We start from the raw sequence: 26,903 nt of genomic DNA on the forward strand, positions 1-26,903 counted from the left end.
TGCAAGACCAACATTTATTATTATACATGGTAAAAGCATATATTGCAAGTATTTTAACGAAAAATTTTTAAAAAAATTTATGAATATGTTTTCTATTTTTTACTTACTTTTTAATCTTTAATTCACTTTCTAATTTTACCTATATTATATAGAAGAAAAAATTTATTTTTCTACAAAAAAATTAAAAATACTTAGAGTTTTTACACCCCAAGTATTTTTAATTTCTATTTTATTTTAAAGGTAAAATATTATATTGAATATCTAAATCAGAAGATAATAAATGAGAAACTTTACAACGAAGTTTAATATTATCTAATACCCCTTGTCTATCTCCAGCAGCAAGTTGTTCCTCAGTTCGATCTACATGAACATTCGCTACAATTTTTCTATTATCATAATCTACCACTAGTTCAGTTTCTACCGCTAGATCTACTAGTTCATATGCTCTGAAGAAATATCCTTTTGCACACATACTAACACATCCATTGTATGCAGTAGCAAATAAATCCATAGGACCATCTTTACTTTCTTCTATAAACATTTTATATTCTCCACCAAGTGGTGTAGTTGCATGAGAAGTAAAACCTTCTTTAATTTTTAAATTAGACGTATACATAACTGTCTCCCCGTATATATTTGATTTTAAGATTACTCTTAATAAATTTATTATACTATCATATATTATTTTTGTATACTATTATTTCTCGACTATACTTCTAACTGTTTCTACTAAATCTACATCTTTATACTTATAGTTTACACCAGTGAAATCCATATATTTAGTAATATCATTTGTCTGAAGTATTAACGTTGCACCTGAAGCTGCAGCACCTAAAGCACCAGGACGCGAATCTTCGACAGCAATTGTATTATTAATATCTGCACCTAGTTTTTTTGCCGCTAGTAAATAGATATCTGGGGCAGGTTTAGGATTCTTTACCTCTTCTTTTGTTGCAATTGCTGAGATGTATTTCTCAAAACCTTTTCTTCGAAGTCCTGTCTCAATATGTTCTCTCTTTCCATTTGAAGCAACAGCCATCTTTATTCCGTGATTATATAGATACTCCATTACCTCAGCAATTCCTGGTAATACTGGGGCATTATGATAATTATCTAATATACGCTTTGTAATCTCCGCTTCGAACTTATCATAATCTTCACTAGACATACCATATGTATCATTATAATATTTTCTACTCGTTTCTTCATTCGTTCCAGAAACGTTTTTTATATAATCCATCTTATCTAGCTTTTCATTTAACACTTCTTTTGTTAAATCACGCATATTTTCATAGTATACTTTCTCTGTATCTACTATCGTTCCATCAAAATCAAAAATAACCGCCTCTAATTTTTCCACTTTATTTCTCCTTTTTATTATTTATACATATATTTACTATTTTATAATGTAATACTCAAAATTCAAAATAATTTGGATAAAAAAAAGCACCATAACCACAAATAATTATGATTAAGCACTCTTTCTGTATATTTTTATTTATCTCGGTTTAACTAACACATCACCAACCATTAGTTGCTTCAGTTGAAAACTATTATTCAAATCTCACAAGATTCTCTGCCTTCATTCTTACAGTTGGTCTTGCATCTTTTTCCTTTTTACCTAGGGCTATAAGCATCACAGGAATCAAGTTTTCTTCTAATTCAAATAATTCAGCTACCTTCTCTCTAACAAATCCGCCAATAATATTAGTATCGTATCCTTTAGCATACGCAATGTTTGCAAATTGCATAGTCCACAATCCACAATCAAAATATACACCTTCTCTATTTTTGTCAGTTGGCAAGTTTTCTAATTGAGGTCCCATCCCTTTTTCAAAACCATCTTTTACCTCTTCAGTCATATAACCTTTTTCAACAGCCTCTCCGTAAATTTCATCAAATTTCCCGTAGTGATTCAAGTCTCCTAAGACTATAATCATAGCGGCCGAGGTATCATTTTGAATTTTATTATAATTAGCACTTCCTAATTTTTCTTTACCTTCTGGTGTATCTACAACAATATATCTCCAAGGTTGTAAATTACATGATGATGGAGCAAGATTAGCTTCATTTAACATTTCTATTATTTCTTCACGTTTAATTTTAACATTCGGGTCAAAATACTTAACCGATTTTCTTCCTTTAATTACATCAAAAAACTCTGGCCTTTTCTTACCTAATAGAGTACCAAAAAATTTCCTCACTAGATTTCCTCCTTCTTTAAATAATTAACTCAATAATTTTACTATACTTGAGAATTATTATCAAACAAAAGGCTCAAACAGAAATAATTTATAAAAATGTCAACTATCTCTTAGTCCATATAGTCTTTTACTCCCACTTCAAGTTTACGTGTTCCATTATTTCTTTATATGAAACATCTACTTTTTCCTTCATTTTATCATCAAGCTGATCTCTAAGTTTTCCGCCATTAATGAAATCTTCTAACACCATAATTTTATAGTCGTATAATGGAGCTCCATTTATATTTCTACCGTTAAGTTTAGAATAAACTAGTGTTGGATGAGCTTTTACAGTTTTAACAGTTGTTTTATCGTTTGCTTTTTCAAATGTAACATCCATTAGTAAACCTCTCTCAGGCCACTTGTTTTCCATTCTTTCCATACGTTGGTTTGAAACGAAGTTCCCCATAGAGTATATTATAAATTTCTTATCTCCATCTTTTTCTACAGTCTCAGCAGGTTCTATAACATGAGGATGCCCTCCGAATACTACATCAGCACCCCATTCTATCATCTTGTGATAAAGAGCTTTTTGTTCTTCTGTAGGCTCTAACTTATACTCAACACCCATCTGAGGCATCACTACTGTAACATCCGCTTCTTTCTCAGCTCTTTGGATTTCTTCTTTCATCTTTTCCTCATCAAGATCCGATAAATGATTAGTTCTATCCTCTGCGGTTAAATTAGCATCCATTCCATTATAACCATAAGCATAGGCTAGAATTGCTATTTTAATTCCATTAACCTCTTTAATAAGAATCTTATCTTCCGAACGTTTTTTATCAGCGTGAACTCCAACTGTATCCAAACCTCTATCTTTGAAGACTTTATCCGTATACTTCAATCCATACAAACCTGTATCCAATATATGATTATGAGCTAAATCAACAACATCATATCCTACTTCTTTCATTGTATCTGCAATTTGAACAGGAGCATTAAACAATGGATATCCTCCTAGTGGAGAACGATCGCTAATAGTACCCTCGAAATCCCCTATCGCTAAATCAGCACCTTCAATCCACGGTTTAACATATTCAAAAAATGGATTAAAATCATAACTCCCATCTTCTTTTTTAGCAGTATAATAAAGTGCATCATGAATAAGAATATCTCCATTAGCTACAACTCGCGCAGTTCTCACACTCGAATCGCTATCCTTTTTTGAAGTTCCCCCTTCTTTATCGGATGCTGTTAAAAAATAAATACACGAAAAAATAATACCACTAATACTCAGCACACCTAATAAATATACTAATACTTTCCTCAATATAATATTCCTCCTAATTAAATACTTTATCTATCTATAATAACAAGTAGTTAATAATATTTCAATTAACTACTCGTTTTATATAATTATTTTATATCGCAACAATAATGTGCTCCTCTTACACATTAATAAACTTTCCATTATAAAATATTTCATTATTCTCTATTTCCCTAATAATATATCCAAGATCATCTGCGGTTTAGTAACCATAAGAAGATGATCCGACTCCTCTATTTGTGTATAATTCATCCCTATTAACTTGAAGTAAGAAAAAACTACAAGTTTATTAAAAATATTCCTGCTTCTTTTTAATAGTTCTAAATTATCTACCCCCGCATATAAAGATAAATAATTGTACTCTATTTGCGAGTTCGGTCTTACCATATATTCACTACCTTCTTTTTTGAGTTTTCTTAAAATTAACTCCACTAAAAACTCATCTTGCATCTCTTCTACACTAAGTGTCTTTGATAGATATTCTTCTTTACTAGTGAACTTTATCTCTGGTTCAAAATATGTTTTTAACACCGATTCAGGAGGTATAGGTTCTAAGCCCTCGATGATGATTAAATTAACACCATCAAGGTACTCACTAAAAATCTCTAAACCGTTAAGCAAAACGACCGTACCGTAAGAAGCAGCAACTATAAAACCACCTCTTCTTACTTTTGTCATTTTATTTAATAGTACCTTCTCAATTTCTTTTTTTGATATAGATTTAAAACTCTCTTCGGTAAATTCAATAAAATCAAAGGTTTGGTCTGGCATATTTTCTAAGACTCTCGCCCAAATACATCTATCCCAACCTAGTGGATTAATAAATAAGATATCTGTCATACTAATCATCCTCTCAAATATCTACACTAAAATCCTAATTCGTCACCAAAATCCTCTAATTTATTTACAAGTATCGCCCCCTCTTTAATGTATTCATTCATTGCATAACTCATCTTATCGCCAAATTTCCCTGGTAGGCAGAATACATCAGAACCTACATCCAAGGCGAAATCCACCGTCCTTTGCGTCCCACTTCTTTTTGCCGCTTCAGTTACTAAAAGAGCACTGGAAAGACCAGCGACAATCCTATTTCGTTCTAAAAATTTATATTTCCTTATAGGTGAAGTTGGAAAATACTCAGATATAATAAGATGGTTTCGTTCTAATTCCTTATAAAGTTTATAACTTTTTTCCGGATAAATTATATTGTGCCCATGAGCTATTACACCGATGGTGTACCCCTTACTTTTTATAGCGCCCTCATGAGCAAGACTATCGACACCAATCGCAAGACCACTAACTATAACAAAATTATTCATAGTTAAATATGGTACTATGCTCTGCAAGGCATCATTTGAATATGCGGTATTGTTTCTGCTTCCTACTATAGATATCTTTCTTTTAAATAGAAGCAAATCTTTATTCCCCCTGTAAAATATAACATATGGATAATCATAAGTCCTAAATAATTCTTTCGGATAATAGATATCATCGCAAAAAATATACTTTACATTATAAAACTCAAAATAACTCTCGAAATCGAACTCCATATTATTATGAAGCTTAGTATAAATTTCTTCAACATTATCTCCAAAATATACAGCTAACTCAGGTATAGATAATTCGAGAATCTTCTCTATACTATTTAAATCCATAAAAACTTTATGTAGCTTGAGTGTTGTAATCCTCTCAATCGCTATTAACGAAAGCAATACCTTTTTTTCTTTTTCTGTAAAACTACTACTATACTCCCCCATAGTTTTATCCTCTTACTTTTCATTCTCAACCAATAAAGCATAGTATGCTTTAAATACTTTTAAGAAAATCTCCCCTTGTTGAACATTGTTAATATAGATACTATCTTTAAACTCTATAATATTACTCATTATTCTTATAAGTTCTGAGTAACTTTTACCCTCTTTATAAAATCTATACATCAACCCTTGCCAATAAACAAGTGGAGTTCTAATAAGAACTTGTTCCAACATATTCACACCAATAATTTCAGGTATATTATTTAACTCTATATGTTGGTTATAAAACATACTCAACACTTTATTTTTTACAGTTTTATCATATTTAATTTGCTCGTAGACATAGTTTTCAACATCTTCTGGATATAACTTAGACGTTAAATCTTTATCCAGTAGTTTCAAATCAAGTGGTACATCAAACTCATCAATACTCAAACTAGTTTTTATACAAACAGCATTTCGTTTTTTCAAATTATGAGCCCAAATTTGATAAAATTCAAATTTTTTATTTATATTATCCCAACCATAAAAGAATACTTTTCCTTGATAATAATTTAAAAAATTATCCACAAATGGCGCATACCTAATATAACTTATACCATCATAACTCTTCAATTCTTTTATAAATTTGTTTGTATCAATTAGCCAGATTAATTTCAATCCAGCTTTCATATATCCTCTTGTTCTTGCTTTAATAAGATCAAATGGAATAACCGATCTTTGATACTCAAAAGCGATGCTGTTATCTTTAATAAATACATCGGCTATCTGAATATCATTCTCCCCAGTTTTAAAAATATGTTCGACTTCCACATTACGATATTTTCTTCTAAAATGCTCATAGAGATCCTTCTTCGCTTCAAGGTGCTCACTACTCTCTTTCTTGTATGTTTCAAACTCACATGAACAATTCTTAGCATGAGCAAAATGCGACTGAATTTTCACTCCTTTTTTGAAAATTACTTTTCCCCCACATATCGGACAGTGATACTCTTTATTTTTTTCAACTTCACTATCCAAAGCATTAAAAACTTCATCCTTACTATCGTATGCCACGTACATAATGTTTCTCCTTTTTTTCTGTACTACACTTGCAAACTACATCTAACAGCGTCTTATTCAATTGTCATTTTACTTTAATACCCTATACCTTCTATAGGTTGCATCACCTTCTTCTATTTCAACAAACTTATCTAGATTAACCCAGCTTATTTCATCTTTATGATTATCACTATCTACTAGATATACTCTATCGTCTTTTTTACATAAATAGTAATTTGTCTGACGAATACTAGCCTCTCTCATAAGATATGTATTTTCATCTTTTATAGAAAAATCAAGACAACTTGTTGTCCACGGTTTTTTTACATATTTTTTCACTTCAACAACTTGATCATATTTTTCAGTATTCACACTCTATCCTCCTTCATAATTTTCCTTCTGTTACAACTACAACTTAACCTACTTCTTGCAAACTAAAAGTTCTAGATCTATCGTAATTTCTTTTAATTGATTAATATCAGAATCTGTAATTTCTTTAGAAAATGTTAAAGGTGTCATCTTAAGAAAACTCGCTGCTTGCTCTTTAGTCAATTGGAAAGTATCACTTACCGTTATCCTATCCACAATCTTGCAATTTTCTTCAATCAATTTTACAGTATCACTATTTGTGTATTCCTTCCCACCAATCAACTCTCTAATCTCTCTTAGGTAATTTGTATTCGGAATAATTTTTATCAAATATCCATCATCACCTAATACTCTGAAAAACTCCTCATAATTAGCAGGTGTTAATATGTTAAGAATGCACGAGACACTTCCATCTTTAAACGGAAGATTAGCTAAGTTAGCCACCATATAAGGATTCAATTTATCCTCTTTAACAGCTAACTCGATCGCATCCTTGCTATTATCTAGCCCATAAAAATATTTCTCAGGAAATACTGTTTTTAACTTTTTAATATAATATCCTTCTCCGCAACCAATATCCAATACAACATCGTCAGCATACTCTTCAATTAAATTTTGAATATTCTTTAATATATTTTCATAAAAACTATTACTAAAAACTTCACTACGAGCTTTAAATAAATCTTCACTGTATTTCGTCGGTTTATAATTGTTTATCAGATGAATATAGCCTTTTTTTGAAAAATCATAACGATGATTTTCATTGCAAACAAGACTGATACCCTCTATATGAGATTCTGATAAGCACTTTGGACAAAGGTATATTTCCTCTTGATTAAACTTTTTTATTACATTTTCTATTTTCATTGAAGCTCCTCTATACTTTCTAAGATAATTGTATCAAATTTTTTTTAATAATGATAGCGAAAAACAGTTGAAAAATTAGAAATTTTCGTCTTTTTTAGATTTCTTCCTAAGTTTATTTTTAATAAGTAACTATTTATTTTATTACTATATATTAAAACAAAAAATGACGACACAATCCTCTGAATTGTTTTTATCGTCATTATATTTATATATTATTATCTTTAATTATTTTATATTTATAATTTAAAAATTTTTAAATTTATAAATATATTGAATGTTTATTTCTTCTTTCGTTCTCTTAACTCTTTGAAAAAGTTCTTCATTAGCATGGAACACTCTTCTTCGTGCACCCCAGAGATAACCTTAGCTTGATGATTGAATTTATTCTCACCCACTAAGTCAATGCAACTACCACAGCAACCATATTTAGGATCACTCGCTCCATAAATAACATTTTCAACTCTAGCTTGAACAATTGCTCCACTACACATAACACACGGCTCTACAGTAGTATATAAATAACTATTATCAAGTCTCCAAAAACCCTGTTTTTCACAACCTTCTTTAATAACTAACATTTCTGCATGATTCAATGCCTGTTGATTTTCTTCACGAGTATTATGAGCCTTCGCAACAACCTTATCATCAATAACTAGCACAGCTCCAATAGGTACTTCACCTTTAGCGTAAGCTCTCCGCGCTTCTTCTAATGCCAACTCCATATAATAAGAATGATCTTTCACACCACTACATCCTTCCGCAAATATTTTTTCAATTAATTATATCATATTTAGAAATCATTAGGGGAGTAAGTTGCAAAATTACATATAATAATTAGATAGAAAAAGACTTAACAAAACTAATTTCAAAACTAATTTTGTTAAGTCGATCCTCTTAAATTCTAGCTATTATTAGCCCAAAAATATATTTCCACTAGGACAGCTGCTATAAATAAGGATGTCAGCACACCTAGGACTATAGCGTGTATTCTTCTTTTGAAATATAGATACCCTATAAATTCTCTAATGAAAGCATTGAGACTGAAATAGAACTTAGTCGGCGCTCCATAGCCAATACATCTAAAACCTAAAGTTCTTGCTTGAACCAACGCACGATAAACGTGATAATAATTCGTCACCACAGCAAAACTTTTATCAGCTGGAATAAATTTCTTTGAAAAAATAATATTTTCTTCAGTTCGAGTCGATTTTTCTTCTAAGATTATATCTTTTTCATCAACACCTTGCTCAAGAGCATAATTTTTCATCGCAAATGCTTCAGATACTACTTCATCAGGACCTTGTCCACCCGACATGATTAGCTTACTCCCAGGATTAGCTTTATAAACCTTTATCCCTTTTCTAATTCTACTAGCTAAAAGAGGCGTTACCCTTTCACCAATCAATCCTGCACCTAAGACCACTACATAATCAATCTTTCTTGGTAAGATATTAATAAAATTTAAAACACTAGATACTAAATAAGACATCGCTATACATAAAAAATATAAGACTACTAAACTGATATAAACATAAAATATATTTAACAGAATATTGTCACGTGTGTAGGTAGCAACACGTGGCCAATATGTAAAATAACCTACCAGAAAGAAAAATACAGCTAGGCTCAGTAGGTTACCTACTCTTAACCCTTCTCTTCTAATAAGCATAAACGAATTGTATAAAAACATAATGACTACCACCATTGGAAGCAAAGTGAATATTACCACCGCTATAACAAGTAATACTACACCTAAATTGTATAAAAATCTATTGTCTTGTGCCTGATTAGTAATAAAAGCCATTACACAGAAAATAAAACTTAAACCTGTCGCTATAAAAAATATCCCTAAAAACAAGTTCCTTCTGTCAAAATACAAAACAGATAAGAACAATAAAAGGAATATCATAAAAACTATAAACGAACCTATTATCATAAAAAACTCCTACTTAATATATCTATAATATAAATTATATTGCAAACCAAGATACGTGTCAATCTTACAAAAGAATCAAATTAGCCAATTTCTTAGTAAAAAATATAAAAATAAGGAATACTAGATTCGATTTAACCTCCGAACGTTACATTTTTCAGCAACCTCTGATTATAACACAATCCACTATTCCTCATATTTTTTATTATTCAGTTCTTAACGCTTCGACTGGATCTTTTTTCGCAGCTATTCTCGATGGAATAATACTTGCGATAAGTGTTAGCACTAAGCTAAGAGCTATTAATCCAATTGATGATTGAGCATTCAATGACGCTGTGAATGCTTCGACTTTTAGCGCCTTAGCAATACTTCCACTTATTGGAACTGATAAAAGCATAGTCACCACTACACCTACAGTACCGGAAATAAATCCGATTAACCCTGCTTCTGCGATAAAGATTCTTGTAATATCTTTTTTTCGAGCACCAATTGCACGTAAAATACCAATTTCCTTCGTTCTTTCCACCACAGATACATACGTTAGTATCCCAATCATAATAGATGATACAATTAACGATATTCCTGCAAATGCCGATAAGATCAATGAAATTGTATTAATCATTTGTGACATAATCGTCGTCATTTGCTTTGCTAAATCCGCATACGTAATACTATATTTATGATAATCTGAGCTATCTGAACCATATTTCTCTGCTACTTTCTTGTTAAAGTCATTTATAACCCCAGCTATTTTATCACGATCATTGAAAGACTTCGGATAAATATTAATTGCACTCGGTGCAGTTTTTGCCCCTAATGTAGCAAGCAGTTGTTCAGCTGTATCACTATCCATCTTCTGATTAGTTATAACATTTCTAGTTTTATCTTTTTGTTGAGCCACTACAATATCTGACTTCACTTCTCTTTCAATCATTGACTTTTGTAAAGCTCTTGTGTAACCAATCGTCATCTGGGGTCTAGTAAAACTATCTTTAGCTTTTAATATAGCTACGACTTTAACCTTAGTTCCTCCATCATACATTTTTGCATCAACATCACGAGGAACAAATCTATCACCTAATTTTCTGTAATAGTTGTTATTTTCTATTACACTAAACTCTTTTCCGATAACATCTTCATACTTAACCTTTGTATTTTCATCAAACCCTAAAGCTTTTATCGTAGCTTTATCGATTTCGTTATTTTTCGCAGTAAATAATACAACCTCATTATCGCTAGGATATTCGAAATTATCTTTAGATGATTTTACCACTTCATATTGATTCATAATTAGGTTCTTATCTTCTGGTAATACACCAAAAATACTATCATTTAATGAAGTCTGTTCTTGTTTTACAGCTACTACATCACCTTTTGCATTTTTAGTTAATGCTTGTAATTTATAACCTTCTGCAAAATCAATCGCAGAGTAATAATCCTTCGCATTGTTTTGAATATAATTTATAAATGTTTCTCCATTCCCTAATGAATCAACTGAATATAAATTTCTATGCACATCACGACGTGACTTTGGCACCAATTCAGAACCATTAGAGTCTTTTTCCGAGTTATCATCATCAACACTTAATCCAAAATTCACTTGATTCGCACTTATCATAATTGGCATTGACGATAAATTCTCATTTTGCATCGTTTGAATATACTTATCCATCCCCGATGAAATAGCTAATACTAAACCAATACTAATAATCCCTATACTACTCGCAATAACCGTCATAAGCGTACGGAATTTTTTCGTAAGAAGATTTTTAAAACTAGATTTAATCGCACTACTAAATGCCATCGCAGTTTTCTTTAAAGCAAAACCATTATCAGCAACTTCTCCAGCTACATATGGATTTGTATCTTCTTGAATCTCACCATCTTTAACTCGTACTATTCTATCGCTGTATTCTTTCGCTAATTCTGGATTGTGCGTTACCATTATAACTAACTTCGTCTTACTTATTTCTTTAATAAGCTCCATAATCTGAACACTAGTTTTACTATCTAAAGCCCCTGTTGGTTCATCAGCAAGAATAATCTTTGGATCAGTAACCAATGCACGAGCAATCGCCACCCTTTGCATCTGACCACCAGAAAGCTGATTAGGTTTTTTATAAAGATGTTCCGCTAAGCCAACATCTTCTAATACTTTCTTAGCTTTTTCATGATTTTCTGAATTAGAATGCCCTGAGATAGACAAAGCTAATTTTACATTTTCAATTACACTTAAGTGAGATATTAAATTATAACTTTGAAAGACAAAACCTATAGTCCCATTTCTATAACTATCCCAATCTCTATCTTTAAACTCTTTAGTAGAACGTCCCATAAGCGCCATATCACCAGATGTATATTTATCCAAACCGCCTATAATGTTTAATAACGTCGTTTTTCCACTTCCACTTGCTCCTAAAATCGATACAAACTCATTTTCTCTAAAATGAATATTTACAGATTTTAGTACTTCTACTTCACTACCACCAGTATTATACTTCTTAACTATATTTTTAAGTTCTAGCACTCTATGTCCTCCTAATTTAAATATTAGACAAACTTAAACTTTTCTTTACATAAAATTTCTCGTGTATGTAATTATAGCATACAATATATCCCTATTGAAAGAATACTCTCCTCTAAGAATACATGTATGCTATATATGATGATTACTAACCTTTATATTTTTTAACCAAGTAAAAAGGTAAAACTGCAGAGGTAATTGCAAAAATAACTATTAAAACTAACGCTACTACAGAACTAAAGAATCCACTAATGAATATAGCAACCCCACTAAAGGTCATATGCAGTGCGTAAGCTCTAATCACTTTTTGCTCATTGACACCTTTTTCTAAACCAAAAAGATTGAAATTGTATTTTCCCCAAAATTCTTTTTTAGGCAGATAGTTACCAAGTATAATAAACACTATTCCGATAATAAACACTGCTAATTGTGGTACATTGAAATTATTATCTAAAGCATATGCTACTAAGCCACCTTGAACTAGAACACTTATCAAAGGTATAATTCCCCTAATTATTAGCGCACCTTTTTTAGGAGTTTTATCAAAATCTACTACTAGCGAAATAACAATCTGAACTATCGCTAAAAATATAGGAATACCAATAATCGCACAAGTTTTGCTCACAAAATTATTAGGCTCTCCTTTAGCATTGAAATGTACAGCTATTTGTTCGGGTAATACATTAAAATAATAAACTCCTATTAATATCGGCAATAGACAAATACCAACACTTAGAAACAAACTTTTTTTATCTACTCTCATCGTTTTTTCCTCCTAAACCATAGATCCAGACAAGCACTTCTTCGAATACACTGGCATTTAATTCATAGTATATAAAATTTTTATGTCTAGATTCTAATATTAAACCCGCTTTTTTTAATTGAGTTAAATGATACGATACAGTCGCCCCAGATAGATTAAATTCTGAAGCTAACTCTCCTGCACTTTTCTTCTCTTCTTTCAACAATTCCAAAATATTTCTTCTTACCGGATCAGATATCGCCTTTAAAGTTTCACTCATCCCATGTATATCACTCCTTTATATAACGAACTGCAATTCTATTTAGATATCTTTCTAAATAGATTATAACTCTATTATTTTTTTAAGTCAATAACTATTTAGAAATTTTTCTAAATAGTTATTATAGTTTGTTTAACACACTCTATTAACTGTACTATAAATTACAATATTTTTATGATTATTTTTTTTAATAATAAGATTATATTTATCTATATGATATTATAATTAATATCTATTATACAATTACACTCTACATCAAACACGTTTTCATTTGAAATTTTCAAGCAAATATTACAACAACAACTTTGAAAGCGTATTAATTTTATGGAATATATTATCTGTACTATACATTTAACACTGTTGACAAACTTTGTTATTCTCTTTAAAATAATAATTGTAAGCGTTATCTATAGTCTGTTGTACTATCTTTATATATTATATTTTAGATGAATACTAGATGCCAAAAATGATAATTTAATACGTTATTTTAATCTACTATTCATCTAGAATATAAAAAAATTAAAAGGAGATTATATTATGAAATTAGCACTTTTTAACTTGAGAGAAGATGAAAGACCATTTGTTGATGCCTGGTTAAAAGAACATCCTGAAGTAGAGATTGATCTTCATGAAGGAGAACTTCAAGCAGAAACAAAACACTTATTAGAAGGGAAACAAGGAGCAGTAATGTTCCAAAATAGACCATTTGCTAAAGAAGTATACGATTATGCAAAAGAACAAGGTGTTAAAGTTATCGCAAACAGAATGGCAGGATTCGATATTTATGATATTAAATATATGCGTGAATTAGGAATTAGCATGACTAACGTTCCTCGTTACTCTCCTAACGCAATTGCAGAACATGTTGTTACTACTGTCTTATATATCAGTAGAAATATTAAAAAAATACTTAACAATGTTGAGAAACATGATTTCACATGGAATAAAAATATAATTTCTCGAGAATTAAAAACTCTTACTGTAGGTGTCCTAGGAACAGGGAACATTGGACGCCAAGCTGCAACACTATTTAAGGGACTAGGTTGCAAAGTTATTGGTTATGATTTATATCCTTCTGACGCTGCTCGTGAAGTTTTAGAGTATGTTGACAGCATCGATGAATTACTAGCTCAATCTGATGTTGTGACTATTCATGTACCTGCTACAAAAGAATATACTCATATGGTAAATGATGATTTCTTCAGTAAAATGAAAGATGGCTCTATCTTCGCTAATGCTGCTCGTGGTGTTCTTGTTGATACTAAAGCTGTTATTCGCGCTCTAGATAGCGGAAAATTATTAGGAGCTAGTCTTGATGTATACGAAAACGAAGGAAACTACGTTCCTAAAGACTTCACAAATAAAGACTTCGATGATAAATTAATGCAAGAATTAATCGATAGAGATGATATCATCTACACTCCACATACTGCATTCTACACAGAAACAGCTGTTAAAAATCTTGTAGAAGGTGCATTAAACGCTGCTGTCGAAGTGATTACAACTGGAGATTCTCCTAATATTGTCAACAGATAGTTTGTTATATTATATTCATTGATTCTAAATCTTTTCATAAAAAGGAATATACTTGATAATGTTTATCGGTTATTCCTTTTTATATTTTTGTGACTATTCAAATGATATTATCTGTAAGTTTGCATAACCTAAATATTTTTACTAATTCTTTGTTTAACAGCATTCAATATTGTATATACAGGATTTAATATAGAAAAATATTCTATTCAATAAATTTTATAAAATCTTGTTTTATTTGACAACCATCGACATTTTGTTACAATAAAGATGTAAACAGTTAGTAGGATAATTTCATCATTAAAATATCTTAGTATAATTAATATTATTTATATTTTTTTCGATTATACTATTTGTTGCATTTTGATATTAATTATTACTAAAATATCGTTTCAGAAGTTCTTCAAAAAATCCACATCATCTTAAACGTAAATTTTGAAAAATTTCTTAATAGCATATGATAAGCATTATATGAGTTAATAGATAGAAGAGGATATGTCTATATGCCTCATACAATCGTCTAGATTGTTCTTAAAACTGTGGAAGTATATTATTCTTCCATTTTTACGGCTATACTCGTTATAGTCATAATTTCCTTTCGATTGTTAAATTTATTTAACAATAAAACTTTTAATTTAATATCGGAAGAAATTCCGATTACTACAAAATAACAATTTACCCTAAATTCTTATTTTGTGTTCATATAACGAAAAGCGGTCCATTACGGGCCACTTTTTGTTTTTAACGCATTATTTATTCAATATCGCATTCTAATTTTCTACGTTTATTGTATAACGAAAAAGAAGAAGTAAGAATTTATCCTACTTCTTCTTATTTTATTTACTATTAGTCGATTACTGAAACTTTTAAGAAGTTAGTTGATCCAACATTACTTCTTGAAGTGTTTACTGGGATACCTCCAGTGATTACGATAGCATCACCTTTTTTAGCATATCCTGAAGTTTCTGCGATGTTTTTAGCTGTATCTAACATTTCGTCAGTTGATTTAACTTGTTCAGAAATTTGAGCGTCTACACCCCATACTAAGCTTAATCCACGTGCAACTTTTTCACTTGGAGTTACAGCTAAGATAGCTGCGTTTGGACGGTATTTAGAAATTAATCTAGCTGTTTGTCCTGATTCAGTGTAAGTTACGATTGTGTGTAAGTCTAAGTTTAGAGCTGTGTATCCTACAGATACTCCAATTGCGTTTGTAATATCTTTAGAAACGATTTTTTTAGAACGATCTTTTAAGATACGAGAGTAATCTTGCATTTCTTCAGTACGTTTAGCGATTGTAGCCATTGTACGAACTGATTCGATTGGGTATGCACCTGCTGCAGATTCTCCTGATAACATGATTGCATCAGTTCCATCGTAGATTGCGTTAGCTACGTCAGATACTTCGGCACGTGTTGGACGTGGGTTTTTTTGCATTGAGTCTAACATTTGAGTAGCTGTGATTACGAATTTACCAGCTGCATTACATTTAGCAATGATGTCTTTTTGCATAATTGGTACTTCTTCTGCTGGCACTTCAACCCCAAGGTCACCACGAGCGATCATGATACCGTCAGATACTTCAATGATTTCGTCGATGTTATCGATGGCTTCTTGACATTCGATTTTAGGGATGATTTGAACGTGTTCACATCCTTCTTCTTTAAGAATACGTCTAACTTCTAGTACGTTTTCTTTAGTACGAACGAATGAAGCAGCAACGAAGTCAATATCATTTTTACATCCGAAACGGATATCTTCTTCATCTTTTGGAGTAATACCTGGTAATTTTGTAGATACACCTGGAACGTTAACTCCTTTTTTGTTTTTAAGTACTCCACCGTTTTGTACTGTAGTGTAGATTAATCCTGCTTCAGCATCTACGCTGTTTACAGTTAATCCGATTAATCCGTCGTCAAGTAAGATAGTGTCTCCAGCTTTAACGTCGTGTACTAATTCTCCGTATGTGATTGAGAATTTTTCTGGAGTTCCTAGAACTTCTGTCATAGAAACAATAACGTCTTTTCCAGTTTCTAACATGATTGCATCATTTTCCATGTTGTTAGTTCTGATTTCAGGTCCTTTAGTATCTAAAAGGATAGCTAAGTTAGTTCCTGTAGCTTCTCTTACTTCTTTAATTGTTTGAATTCTTGCTCCGTGTTCTGAGTAGTCACCGTGTGAGAAGTTAAGACGACATACGTTCATCCCTAATTCTACCATTTCAGTAAGTTTTGCTTTATCTTCAGACTTAGGTCCAATTGTACAAATTATTTTAGTTTTTTTCTGTATCATAAATATACCTCTTAATTTTTTATCTTTTAATATTTTAACTCATTTTCATTATGTTTTCAAATATTTTCTCGAAAAATACTATTTTTATCTAAAGAAAACGTTTTTTAAACTAAATTGAAAGTTGTTTAGAAACCTCGTAGATAGAAAGATCCACATTATGAACATCACTAAATACGTCTTCAAAACGAGTACTTACAAGTTTGTTGTTTTGAATACCTACTGCACGTCCTGATTCTCCAGCTAATAATAGTTGAACAGCATAGTTACCTAGACGAGATGCTAATACTCTGTCTTGAGCTGTTGGAGTACCACCACGTTGAATGTGTCCTAAAATAGTTGCTCTTACTTCTTCTCCTGTAAGTTCTTTAAGTTTTGCAGCTAGTTCTTGTCCACCCATTACACCTTCAGCAAGTACGATGATTGAGTGTTTTTTACCACGATCTTCACCAGCTTTAATACGTGCAACAACTTCTTCGATATCTTCTTTTTTCTCTGGAATTAGAAGACTTTCACTTCCTCCAGCAATACCAGCGAATAATGCTAAATCCCCTGCATTACGCCCCATTACCTCGATAATGAATGCACGCTCGTGACTTGATGCTGTATCACGAACTTTGTCAATAGCGTCAACGATTGTGTTAAGCGCAGTATCAAATCCGATAGTGTAATCTGTACAACAAATATCGTTATCGATTGTTCCTGGAACTCCGATAGTTTGGATATTCATTTCATTACTTAAAGCCATAGCTCCACGGTATGAACCATCTCCACCGATTACTACTAGTCCATCAATTCCTAATGCTTCTAAGTTCTTAATAGCACCTTTTCTAACTTCTGGGTTAGCGAATTCTGGAAGACGAGCTGAGTAAAGCATTGTTCCTCCACGGTTAATGATGTTACCAACATCTCCAACTTCAAGTTTTTTAATGTTGTTTTCTACTAATCCTTTGTATCCTTGATATACTCCATAAACTTCTAATCCATTATAGATTGCTGTTCTTACAACGGCACGCACAGCTGCGTTCATTCCTGGTGCATCCCCACCACTTGTTAAAACTGCTATTTTTTTCATGTAGTCTTACCTTCCTCGTATTTGTTATTAATTATTTTTTAATTTACTTATCAACAATATCATATTTTTGTTATTTTTTCTAGTAAAAACATAATTTTGTTTAATTTTTGTTCGATTTTTTTTGTTTTTTTAAGAGTATGCTATTTTGATACGTTTTCCTGGGAAATTTTCAAAAAATTTATGAACAAATTCCTGTTCGTTTTCTATTGATATCGTTTTACCTCTGTTAGTATCATTGTTCAGCAAAGCTACAACCTTGACTTTACCTACCTCCGACTTATACTCATTTAAAAATTTAAGTATTTCTTCATCAACTATCGTATAGATAATTTTTATATTACTAAGGCAGTACTCTCTATAATTTCTAAGACTTGCAATTTTTTCTAAGATATATTGTTCTCTTCCATTTCGAATCTGTTTTTTCAATGTCATTACCGCAAAACTCCCTACTTTTATAAATACATTAGCGTACTTATAAACACTTGGGAACACAGTAACATCATAATCATTCTTCCCATCATTTACAGTTAAAAATGCCATATAATCACCGTTTTTAGTCTTAATTTCTTTTCTTGTAATTATTTCAACATAACTATCACTAAGTTCAGCTCCTATATACTGTAATGGCAGATAAGAATATTTCTCTTTTTCAACTTGAACGGGATGTTTTAAAAAGTACGTACCCGTCACTTCTTTTTCCATTTGGATTCTTTCAGTAATAGAATAATCTTCTACCTCTTCGACTTTCAGTGTTAATCCACTTTCAGCGGATAAGGCAACTCGAACATTATTTATATACTGCCTATTATCTGAATAATAATCGTCGACTTTTTTCATTAACGTAGCACGATTATATCCAAAAGTGTCCATTGCTCCTGCCTTAACTAAAGAAACCGCCGCTTGATAGTCTACTTTTTTATTCATACGTTTTAAGAAATCATCTATATCTAAGTAGCGTCCAAAATTTATTCTATCTTGTACTATTTCATACCCACTTCTATATCCAACATTCTTAATCGCAGTTAGAGCAAATACAATATCATTTTTATAAACACTAAAACTCGACAAACTTCGATTCACATCAGGTTTTACCAGATTTATTCCTAGGTTATTAAGCTCTTGTTTATACTCGTTAATTTTTTTCTCACTACTAATTACGTTGTTTAATAAAGCCGTCATAAAATACTTAGTATAATAAACTTTTAAATATGCCAAGCGATACGCAAGCATACTGTATACAACCGCGTGACTCTTATTAAAACCATAATTCGCAAATGTTACAATAAGATCAAAAAGTTTCTTGGCAACTTGCAGATCATATCCTGCAGCAACACTCTTCTCTACGAAGATACGTCCATAGTACTCTAAGTCTTCTTTTTTCTTTTTACTTACAGCTCTTCTCATATTATCCGCTTCATTCAAACTCATATGAGCGAAATTCACCGCAATCAGCATAATCTGTTCTTGATAGACTATTACCCCGTAAGTATCTTTTAATATTTTCTCTAAATGAGGATGCGGATATACTACTTGCTCTTCTTTATTTTTTCTTCGTACATAGACTTCTATCTGAGCCATTGGCCCCGGTCTATAGAGAGCATTCATCGCAACAATATCATTAAACTCCGTAGGTTTCAAAAGATTTAATTTCTCTTTCATCCCACTAGATTCAAATTGGAAGATACCTTCTGTTTTACCTTTAGCAAATAATTCATACACTTTAGGATCTTGGTAATTTATCTTTGTTATATCAAATGTCGGATTTTCTTTTTTTATCTCTTCAACAATACTCGATACCATCGTAAGATATCTAATACCTAAGAAATCTATTTTTAATAAACCAACACTCTCAACATCATCCATCGTCCATTGTGTTAAATACTTCGTCATATTTGATTCAGCAAGTGGTGCATAGTTAACCAAAGGTTTATCATCACTTATTACTATCCCAGCTGCATGCACCGATGGGTTCTTCGGTAAGTTTTCTAAACTCAGCGCTATACTAAACCAACGTTTATTAATATTACTTTGGTTAATAAACGCCCTTAATTCTTCTGATATTTCATAACATTCTTTCAATGTTCTTGTCGAGCTAATATTACTACTAATAAATTTTAAAGTCTGTTCATCAAACTGCAGTATTCTCGCCGATTCTCGTGCAGCACTTTTCGATTGGAATGTTGTAAAAGTAATAATTTGTGCAACCTTATCCTGACCGTACTTCTCTTCTACATATTTTATAACTTCATCACGTCTAGTATCTTGGAAGTCAATATCGATATCGGGCATAGATATACGCTCTTTGTTTAAAAATCTTTCGAATAGAAGATTGTATTCTAGTGGATCGGCCTCAGTTATATCTAGTAAATAACAGACTAAACTTCCCGCAGCACTACCACGTCCTGCTCCTACTAGGATTCCATTATCTTTCGCATATTTCACAAAATCATAAACAATTAAGAAATAATCGTTAAACCCCATCTCATCAATAATCTTAAGCTCATAACTATAGCGTTTTTTATAAGGATATAAATCTTTGCCAACTAGCTTTTCTTTTACACCTTTTTGAACCAAGTAATGCAGGTACTCTTTAGAAGAAAACTTAGAATATATGTCTTCTTTTTCTCCATAAACATACTTAGGAAGATGATAGCCCGAAAAGTTCAGCTCATATTGACATTTATCAACAATATTTTGCTGATTTACAAATGACTTCTTAAAAATCAAATGTAATTCTTCATCACCGGGTGCTAATATTTCTTCAAAATCCTTCTGTTCTCTTACGAATTCATCTCCTGAAATAGTTGTCAGTTCTTGTATATTTAATTTTTTATTATCGCGAATAGCACGACTAACAATGACTTGCTGATAGTTCTCTTTATTAAGATAATAACTAGGCTTCGTATAAACAACATTTTCATAAAAACTATACGGGCTTACTTGAAAACTTTCATTAAAACCGAAGTAAAAATCATAATTGCTAAAAAGATTGTTTAAGTATGAAAATTCCATACTGTCTCTAAGTTCATCAACAACTATTAAAACAAAGTCTTCGCTATATTCTTTCATCTCGCTAGAAAAATCTTCTATAGTCCACTCTTCTCCATTCATAAACTTAGTCGAAATCTCTAATAATTTATAGAACATCTTCTCAGATTTACACAGTATGTTGAATTTTAGAAAACCAATCCCGTATCCTAAGCTTACTTCTAATCCTTGAATAAGGTTAATTCCAGCTTTCTTAGATTCTTTATGAGCTTTTATCGCTCCGTACATATTCGGATCAACGATAACAACAGCTCTTTGATTATCTCTTGCTAATTTTAAAAACATACTTTCATACTTTATAGTACTGTTCAAAAGATCATACGCACTATGCACCTGCAAATTGTAATACATACTAATATCCTCCTTTCCTCAATATTTCTAGTTCTGTTTAATCGATATTATCCGCAAAGTGGATTATACTCATCTTCTTCTGAAGAACATCCCATATTTTCTCCATAATTTTTACTTTGTTCATTAAAATATCGATATACTCGTTTGTTATCATCACCCATAAAGTAAATTGGGTTAAACTGTGTATATTTCATATTTCCTTCTTCGTCTAAAAGATTCTCACAGACTACTCTACGTTTTATAGAAGCTACAAAATTCGTATACTTTCCATATTCTGAAATATTTTCTACTTTACATTCAAGTGACAAAATACATTCATCCATTACCGGTGCATCAATGTATTTTGCTGGATCATACGTCATATCCGCCATTCCAATTTTATTCTGACCTGAATGGAAACCTGCAATTTCAACCTTGCTAAGTATTTGTTGACACGGTACGTTAACAGTAAATTCTCCATATTCTTTAATGTTATCGACCGCATTACTATCTGTCGAAAGTCCAACTGTAATCATATCACCTAAAGAATATGATGAACTACAAGCTGTCACATTGTATCTCCATTTTTTATCTTTATATCCTATTAATATTACTGGAAAGCCGTAATATAACTTACTGGTTTTAGTTTCTAATTTCATCTTCCTCTATCCTCTTTATTTTTTCCTTTCATAGTATACTCTTCCTTATTTATCCTATCTCTTAGCTATGAAAGCTAATACTTTTTCTTCTGAATGTTCTTTACTAAATTCAAATCCATCGAACTTTATTTTTTTCATCTCTTCTACTGATGAAACTTTGTTTTTTACAAGTTCTGTTAAAAATTTACCTCTTGCTTTTTTAGAAATCGTAGAGTGTACTTTTAATTTTCCTTCTTTTTCTTCCATAAAGCTGATTTTAATAAATTTCTCTTTTTGATTTTTTGAAAATACTTCTTCAAATTCACTAGATAATAATGAAACAACAAACTCTTCACCTTTAATACTTTCATCATAACTAGCTCGCCAGAAATTCTTTAAAGACTCTCCTGAGATTTTTACATTTTGTAAAAAATCTAGTCTATGTTCTTGGATCAAATCATAAGCACCAATTATACCATATAACGACGTTGTAATAAATACATTTTTCTCTATATACTCTTTATCTGCTTCATCAAAATTATCTCGATTTATATTTCTATACATTAGTCCATTGAATAAGTCTAATGCTTTATAACTTTTTGCTGTGTTGTTTTTTATATCTTGCCAGCGAGAGAATTCTTCCATCGCCTTATCTTCTTTAATTTTATAAACTTTAGCTAAATCTTGTGCACTAAACTTAGCAAATTCAGCAACTATTTCATTACTTTTTTCACTAAGTTCTAACGCTTCTTGCGGCGTTGCTTTTTTGTTTAGTTCTTTAGCTGTCGGTATTAAAATTTTCATTATTATTCCTCTTCTTCAGGTAACTCTAAGAAGCTGTTTTCGATTAAACTTTCTACTTCCATTAATACGAAATTGTATTCTGTTGCCTCTATTGCAGGATTAATAATTAATGTATTGAAGTACCCAACTACAAAATCACGATTAGCAACTTCAAGTTTGAACATATACTCACTAATTTCATCGACTAAAAATGCTGTTTCTTTTAGTACTTTATCCTCATAAGTATTCGCATAATGAACTTTTTCTAAAAGTCTACGAATTTCTAAATCGGCATATTCTTTTGCGAAACGATCGCGAATATGTTTTGCAAGCTCCTCTGTTTTAAGCGCTACTGTGTTAAATTTTTCTTTTTGTAAAACACCATTTTCCTCTAATTTCTCTAATAATGCTGTTAAAGATTTGTGTAAACTATTCATTGTATTTCTCCTTTATTTTATAATAAATTATTTTAAAAACTATCATTCTCTATTTTATAAGAAAAATACGAAAAACGCTAATAATACGCTATATAATAATCTATTCTCTTTGTTCTATCCCCCACTTTCAATATACAATTATACATTGTCTTCAGCTTTTAAACATTATTAGAAAATGATATAATATTAGTGACATAACTATTTCGAGGTGGAGTATGAAAAAATACATAATGGCAATAGATCAAGGTACTACTAGTTCTAGAGCGATAATTTTTAATAAGAAAGCAGAAATAATAGCGAGTAGTCAAAAAGAGTTTCCTCAGATTTTCCCTCAATCTGGATGGGTTGAACATGATGCTAATGCAATTTGGAACTCTGTTCAATCAGTAATCGCAGAAGTATTTATCGAAAGTGGAATAAAACCGAATCAAATTGACAGTATCGGTATTACAAATCAACGCGAAACAACTGTAATTTGGGATAAAAATACTGGGTTACCTATTTATAATGCAATTGTTTGGCAAAGTAGACAAAGTGCTGATATAGCAAGTAAGCTTGTTAACGATGGTTATAAAGACATGATACATCAAAAGACTGGATTAGTAGTTGATGCATATTTCTCAGCTACTAAGATACGTTGGATTTTAGATAATGTTCCTGGAGCTCAACAACGAGCTGAAAATGGCGAACTACTGTTTGGAACTATCGATACATGGCTAGTTTGGAAACTTACAGGTGGGAAAACTCACGTTACCGACTATACAAACGCAGCTAGAACGATGTTATTTAATATCAAAGATTTAACTTGGGATAAAGAAATTTTAGAAATTCTTAATATACCCGAATCTCTATTACCTGAAGTAAAATCTAACTCAGAAGTATACGGAAAAACCATAGACTATCATTTCTACGGTGGGGAAGTTACGATTAGCGGGCTTGCCGGAGACCAACAAGCTGCTCTTTTCGGACAACTTGCCTTTGATAAAGGAATGATAAAAAATACATACGGTACAGGATCATTCATTATTATGAATACTGGAGAAAATATGGAACTTTCTAAAAATAACCTGCTAACAACTATTGGTTTTGGAATAAATGGTAAAGTTTATTACGCTTTAGAAGGATCTATTTTTATTGCAGGAAGTGCTATTCAATGGCTACGAGATGGTTTACGTTTAATTAAAAAATCATCTGAAACAGAATCATTAGCATACAATTCTAAAAATAACAACGAAGTATACCTAGTGCCAGCTTTCACAGGATTAGGCGCTCCTTATTGGAATCCAAATGCTCGTGGAACTATTTTTGGTCTAACACGTGCTACTTCAAAAGAAGATCTAGTTAAAGCTACGTTACAATCTATCGCTTATCAAGTACGCGATATTATCGATACTATGAAAATTGATGCGAATGTAGAAATACCCCTTCTTAAAGTTGATGGAGGAGCTGCTAACAACGATTACTTGTTAGAATTCCAAGCTAATATACTAGGTGTTAAGGTAGCTCGTGCAGAAAATCTCGAAACAACGGCATTAGGTGCTGCATTTTTAGCAGGTCTTGCTACTGGTTACTGGAAAAACTTAGATGAACTAAAAAACCTAAATACAGCAGGGAAACTATTCATTCCTACTATGGAAAAAGAAGAACGAGAAAAACTATATAAAGGTTGGAAACGCGCAGTAAGAGCTACACAGATTTTTGCGGATGGACGATACTAATTTTAAGAGATTTATTTACCAGTACTAAACGTTTTGGAAAATAAAAAAAATCACTTAATTGAGTCAGCCAAAAAGTATTAACTGCTAACCTTTACTCGTTAGAGGAGAAAGGAATTATAGAAAGAGAAGTGCCCCCAGAAGTGCCACCTCGCGTCGAATACAGATTTACAGATTTAGGGAAAACTCTAGACCCCATTATTAAGAGTATGCATGACTGGGGAGAATTTTACAAATCTATATTTTAAAAAGAAGTATCTTTACTCATAATGAGTTAAGATACTTCTTTTTAATTATTTATACTTTGGAATCCATTTAAAATCTCGAACCGCTTTCGCCATATCTTTTTCTTGAGCACGAGCCAATCCTTGTTCTTGTGCTTTTTTAGCGACCGCTTCTGCTACTTTAATAGAAACATCTGCAACATATTTGAACGGAGGCAACACTGGAGCTCCAGGTTTAGTAATATCTGTAATTCCACTTAATGAGTGTGCCGCTGCACCAATCATTTCATCTGTTAAAAGGCTAGCTTCTGATGCCAACACTCCAAGCCCTAACCCTGGATATATAAGGGCATTGTTAGCTTGACCAATAATGTACTCTACACCTTTATACATAACATTATCAGAAGGAATACCTGTTGCTACAAACGCTTTACCATCAGACCAAACAATCAAATCTTCTGCTGATGCTTCTGCTAATTTAGTAGGATTTGATAACGGAAATATACATGGACGCTCAGTATTTTGACACATAGCTTCGACTACCTCCTTAGTAAAAGTATTCGGCTGTGTCGAAGTTCCTACTAGAATAGTTGGTTTAACAGTTTTAACAACTTCTAATAAATCTGTTAATTTATCAGCATTTGGAAAATTAGCACGGTTTTTAGCAAACGGTTTTTGTTCAGGAGTTAAATCATCCATATCATCGAAGAGAAGCCCTTGTTTATCTACCATAAAGAAACGTTCATATGCTTCTTCTTCAGATAACCCTTGACTTACCATCTCACATAGCACACGTGATGCAATTCCTGCACCTGCGGTTCCCCCACCATAACAAAGATATACTTGGTCAACTAATTTTTCACCTGTAATATCCATAGCTCCAAAAATACCTCCTAGAGTTACGATACCTGTCCCTTGAATATCATCATTAAATGTTGGGATGTTTTTTCGATATTTTTCCAGTATATTCGCCGCATTCATTCGTCCAAAGTCTTCCCAATGTAAATAAAGTTTAGGGAATAAACGTTCAGCAGTTTGGACGAATTGGTCAATAAACTCATAATATCGCTCTCCTCGTACACGTTCATGACGATTACCTAGATAATTCGGATTATTACGTAATTCCTCACGATTTGTTCCTGCATCAATAACTAACGGAAGAACCATAGAAGGATCAATTCCTGCCGCTCCTGTGTAGACCATAAGTTTACCTACAGAAATATCTACTCCATTAACACCCCAATCTCCTATCCCCAATATACCTTCTGCATCAGTAACTACTATTAGACGTATATCACGGTTATCTGCTGCATTTTTAAGGGTTTCTTCTATATTTTCAGGATGATTAATATCTAGATATCCTGCATATTGTGGCTCAACAAAAAGATCGCTATAACCCTCGATAGTATCTGCAATTGTTGGGTCATACACAATTGGATTGAACTCTTCTAAGTGTTGAGAAAATAAATAATAGAAAAGCGTGCGATTTGTATTAAAAATCTCCATCAAAAATAGACGTTTTTCTAAATCGTTTACTTTTGTTTGCATTTGCGCATAGGTTTGTGCCACTTGTTCTTCAATAGTTTGAATATAAGGGGGCAATAACCCAATAAGGTCTAGTTCCTTTCGCTCCTCCTGTGTAAAGGCAGTTCCTTTATTAAGGAACGGATCATTTAAAATGCTATGTCTTTTCATTGGAAAATCCTCCATTATCTTTAAATTATTATATTACACCCTTATGTAAATTGATATTATAACTATACTCCCATTTATTAAAAATTAATTAAAAGAATTACAAATCTCCTAAACTA

Annotated in this window: 23 protein-coding genes and 1 pseudogene; 3 read left to right on the top strand and 21 right to left on the bottom strand. The window is 31.7% G+C overall.

The genetic code is table 11. The features are described from left to right. Positions 1–229: 229 nt before the first annotated feature. From PNO30_RS04120 to PNO30_RS04185, 14 genes are all read right to left on the bottom strand, one after another. The gene (locus tag PNO30_RS04120; protein WP_271966225.1) at positions 230–616 is read right to left on the bottom strand and encodes an OsmC family protein; all 387 of its coding nucleotides are present in this window, start codon (positions 614–616) and stop codon (positions 230–232) included. An 81-nt stretch (positions 617–697) separates the two neighbouring features. Next, a complete protein-coding gene (locus PNO30_RS04125; RefSeq protein WP_271987254.1) occupies positions 698–1,360 on the bottom strand; it encodes an HAD family hydrolase in 663 nt (220 codons plus the stop codon). Positions 1,361–1,553: 193 nt separating this feature from the next. After that, positions 1,554–2,204 carry a nitroreductase family protein gene (locus PNO30_RS04130; RefSeq protein ID WP_271987255.1) on the bottom strand — a complete coding sequence of 217 codons (651 nt, stop codon included), beginning with the start codon at positions 2,202–2,204 and terminating at the stop codon, positions 1,554–1,556. A gap of 127 nt (positions 2,205–2,331) precedes the next feature. Continuing rightward, the gene (locus tag PNO30_RS04135; RefSeq protein ID WP_271987256.1) at positions 2,332–3,513 is read right to left on the bottom strand and encodes a CapA family protein; all 1,182 of its coding nucleotides are present in this window, start codon (positions 3,511–3,513) and stop codon (positions 2,332–2,334) included. A 162-nt stretch (positions 3,514–3,675) separates the two neighbouring features. After that, complete coding sequence (locus tag PNO30_RS04140) at positions 3,676–4,350, bottom strand: hypothetical protein (RefSeq protein ID WP_271987257.1); 675 nt, start codon at positions 4,348–4,350, stop codon at positions 3,676–3,678. Positions 4,351–4,376: 26 nt separating this feature from the next. Then, the gene (gene dprA, locus PNO30_RS04145) at positions 4,377–5,267 is read right to left on the bottom strand and encodes a DNA-processing protein DprA (RefSeq protein WP_271987259.1); all 891 of its coding nucleotides are present in this window, start codon (positions 5,265–5,267) and stop codon (positions 4,377–4,379) included. A 12-nt stretch (positions 5,268–5,279) separates the two neighbouring features. Next, positions 5,280–6,326, bottom strand: coding sequence for a competence protein CoiA (locus PNO30_RS04150; RefSeq protein WP_271987260.1), 1,047 nt, complete (start codon positions 6,324–6,326; stop codon positions 5,280–5,282). A gap of 69 nt (positions 6,327–6,395) precedes the next feature. Next, positions 6,396–6,677 carry a hypothetical protein gene (locus PNO30_RS04155; protein ID WP_271987262.1) on the bottom strand — a complete coding sequence of 94 codons (282 nt, stop codon included), beginning with the start codon at positions 6,675–6,677 and terminating at the stop codon, positions 6,396–6,398. A 48-nt stretch (positions 6,678–6,725) separates the two neighbouring features. After that, the gene (locus PNO30_RS04160; RefSeq protein WP_271987263.1) at positions 6,726–7,541 is read right to left on the bottom strand and encodes a methyltransferase domain-containing protein; all 816 of its coding nucleotides are present in this window, start codon (positions 7,539–7,541) and stop codon (positions 6,726–6,728) included. Positions 7,542–7,819: 278 nt separating this feature from the next. After that, entirely contained in the window at positions 7,820–8,284 is a 465-nt protein-coding gene (gene tadA / locus PNO30_RS04165; RefSeq protein ID WP_271966234.1) for a tRNA adenosine(34) deaminase TadA, read from the bottom strand. A gap of 158 nt (positions 8,285–8,442) precedes the next feature. After that, the gene (locus tag PNO30_RS04170) at positions 8,443–9,477 is read right to left on the bottom strand and encodes a YdcF family protein (protein ID WP_271987264.1); all 1,035 of its coding nucleotides are present in this window, start codon (positions 9,475–9,477) and stop codon (positions 8,443–8,445) included. Between the two features lie 202 nt (positions 9,478–9,679). Further along, positions 9,680–12,001, bottom strand: coding sequence for an ATP-binding cassette domain-containing protein (locus PNO30_RS04175; RefSeq protein WP_271987265.1), 2,322 nt, complete (start codon positions 11,999–12,001; stop codon positions 9,680–9,682). A gap of 145 nt (positions 12,002–12,146) precedes the next feature. Then, entirely contained in the window at positions 12,147–12,761 is a 615-nt protein-coding gene (locus PNO30_RS04180) for a DUF1648 domain-containing protein (protein WP_271987266.1), read from the bottom strand. Next, the gene (locus PNO30_RS04185) at positions 12,748–13,020 is read right to left on the bottom strand and encodes an autorepressor SdpR family transcription factor (RefSeq protein ID WP_271987267.1); all 273 of its coding nucleotides are present in this window, start codon (positions 13,018–13,020) and stop codon (positions 12,748–12,750) included. The genes PNO30_RS04180 and PNO30_RS04185 overlap by 14 nt, the downstream gene beginning before the upstream one ends. Before the next feature lie 537 nt (positions 13,021–13,557). On the opposite strand from PNO30_RS04185, the gene PNO30_RS04190 reads away from it, so the two are divergent. Continuing rightward, entirely contained in the window at positions 13,558–14,556 is a 999-nt protein-coding gene (locus PNO30_RS04190; protein WP_271987268.1) for a D-2-hydroxyacid dehydrogenase, read from the top strand. 843 nt (positions 14,557–15,399) lie between these two features. On the opposite strand, the gene pyk is transcribed toward PNO30_RS04190, so the two are convergent. The 6 genes from pyk to PNO30_RS04220 form a co-directional block, all read right to left on the bottom strand. Further along, positions 15,400–16,845: a pyruvate kinase gene (gene pyk / locus PNO30_RS04195; protein ID WP_271966240.1), complete on the bottom strand. Its 1,446-nt coding sequence runs from the start codon at positions 16,843–16,845 to the stop codon at positions 15,400–15,402. Between the two features lie 109 nt (positions 16,846–16,954). Beyond that, positions 16,955–17,917 (bottom strand): 6-phosphofructokinase, encoded by a 963-nt coding sequence (gene pfkA / locus PNO30_RS04200; protein ID WP_271966241.1) that lies wholly within the window; start codon positions 17,915–17,917, stop codon positions 16,955–16,957. A 129-nt stretch (positions 17,918–18,046) separates the two neighbouring features. Beyond that, entirely contained in the window at positions 18,047–21,316 is a 3,270-nt protein-coding gene (locus tag PNO30_RS04205) for a DNA polymerase III subunit alpha (RefSeq protein WP_271987269.1), read from the bottom strand. Between the two features lie 47 nt (positions 21,317–21,363). Next, positions 21,364–21,954 carry a flavin reductase family protein gene (locus PNO30_RS04210; protein ID WP_271987270.1) on the bottom strand — a complete coding sequence of 197 codons (591 nt, stop codon included), beginning with the start codon at positions 21,952–21,954 and terminating at the stop codon, positions 21,364–21,366. 54 nt (positions 21,955–22,008) lie between these two features. After that, entirely contained in the window at positions 22,009–22,737 is a 729-nt protein-coding gene (gene yaaA / locus PNO30_RS04215) for a peroxide stress protein YaaA (protein ID WP_271966244.1), read from the bottom strand. A gap of 2 nt (positions 22,738–22,739) precedes the next feature. After that, positions 22,740–23,153, bottom strand: a complete 414-nt coding sequence (locus PNO30_RS04220; RefSeq protein ID WP_271966245.1) for a hypothetical protein — start codon at positions 23,151–23,153, stop codon at positions 22,740–22,742. A gap of 215 nt (positions 23,154–23,368) precedes the next feature. Between PNO30_RS04220 and glpK the strand changes: the two genes are divergently transcribed. Together glpK and PNO30_RS08975 are read left to right on the top strand one after the other, a co-directional pair. Further along, positions 23,369–24,871, top strand: coding sequence for a glycerol kinase GlpK (gene glpK, locus PNO30_RS04225; RefSeq protein WP_271966246.1), 1,503 nt, complete (start codon positions 23,369–23,371; stop codon positions 24,869–24,871). 74 nt (positions 24,872–24,945) lie between these two features. Continuing rightward, a pseudogene (locus PNO30_RS08975) lies at positions 24,946–25,116 on the top strand (winged helix-turn-helix transcriptional regulator); the annotation flags it as partial. A 45-nt stretch (positions 25,117–25,161) separates the two neighbouring features. Here the strand turns inward: PNO30_RS08975 and PNO30_RS04230 are convergent. After that, the gene (locus PNO30_RS04230) at positions 25,162–26,787 is read right to left on the bottom strand and encodes a malolactic enzyme (RefSeq protein WP_271966247.1); all 1,626 of its coding nucleotides are present in this window, start codon (positions 26,785–26,787) and stop codon (positions 25,162–25,164) included. Between the last annotated feature and the right edge of the window lie 116 nt (positions 26,788–26,903).

The organism is Gemella haemolysans, assembly GCF_028308085.1.
Classification (GTDB): Bacteria; Bacillota; Bacilli; order Staphylococcales; family Gemellaceae; genus Gemella; species Gemella haemolysans_D.

Coding starts and splice junctions, on each gene's coding strand:
- PNO30_RS04120 (WP_271966225.1), bottom strand. CDS start 616: ATGTATACGTCTAATTTAAAAATTAAAGAAGGTTTTACTTCTCATGCA.
- PNO30_RS04140 (WP_271987257.1), bottom strand. CDS start 4,350: ATGACAGATATCTTATTTATTAATCCACTAGGTTGGGATAGATGTATT.
- dprA (WP_271987259.1), bottom strand. CDS start 5,267: ATGGGGGAGTATAGTAGTAGTTTTACAGAAAAAGAAAAAAAGGTATTG.
- PNO30_RS04150 (WP_271987260.1), bottom strand. CDS start 6,326: ATGTACGTGGCATACGATAGTAAGGATGAAGTTTTTAATGCTTTGGAT.
- PNO30_RS04160 (WP_271987263.1), bottom strand. CDS start 7,541: ATGAAAATAGAAAATGTAATAAAAAAGTTTAATCAAGAGGAAATATAC.
- PNO30_RS04170 (WP_271987264.1), bottom strand. CDS start 9,477: ATGATAATAGGTTCGTTTATAGTTTTTATGATATTCCTTTTATTGTTC.
- PNO30_RS04180 (WP_271987266.1), bottom strand. CDS start 12,761: ATGAGAGTAGATAAAAAAAGTTTGTTTCTAAGTGTTGGTATTTGTCTA.
- PNO30_RS04185 (WP_271987267.1), bottom strand. CDS start 13,020: ATGAGTGAAACTTTAAAGGCGATATCTGATCCGGTAAGAAGAAATATT.
- PNO30_RS04190 (WP_271987268.1), top strand. CDS start 13,558: ATGAAATTAGCACTTTTTAACTTGAGAGAAGATGAAAGACCATTTGTT.
- pyk (WP_271966240.1), bottom strand. CDS start 16,845: ATGATACAGAAAAAAACTAAAATAATTTGTACAATTGGACCTAAGTCT.
- pfkA (WP_271966241.1), bottom strand. CDS start 17,917: ATGAAAAAAATAGCAGTTTTAACAAGTGGTGGGGATGCACCAGGAATG.
- PNO30_RS04205 (WP_271987269.1), bottom strand. CDS start 21,316: ATGTATTACAATTTGCAGGTGCATAGTGCGTATGATCTTTTGAACAGT.
- PNO30_RS04210 (WP_271987270.1), bottom strand. CDS start 21,954: ATGAAATTAGAAACTAAAACCAGTAAGTTATATTACGGCTTTCCAGTA.
- yaaA (WP_271966244.1), bottom strand. CDS start 22,737: ATGAAAATTTTAATACCGACAGCTAAAGAACTAAACAAAAAAGCAACG.
- PNO30_RS04220 (WP_271966245.1), bottom strand. CDS start 23,153: ATGAATAGTTTACACAAATCTTTAACAGCATTATTAGAGAAATTAGAG.
- glpK (WP_271966246.1), top strand. CDS start 23,369: ATGAAAAAATACATAATGGCAATAGATCAAGGTACTACTAGTTCTAGA.
- PNO30_RS04230 (WP_271966247.1), bottom strand. CDS start 26,787: ATGAAAAGACATAGCATTTTAAATGATCCGTTCCTTAATAAAGGAACT.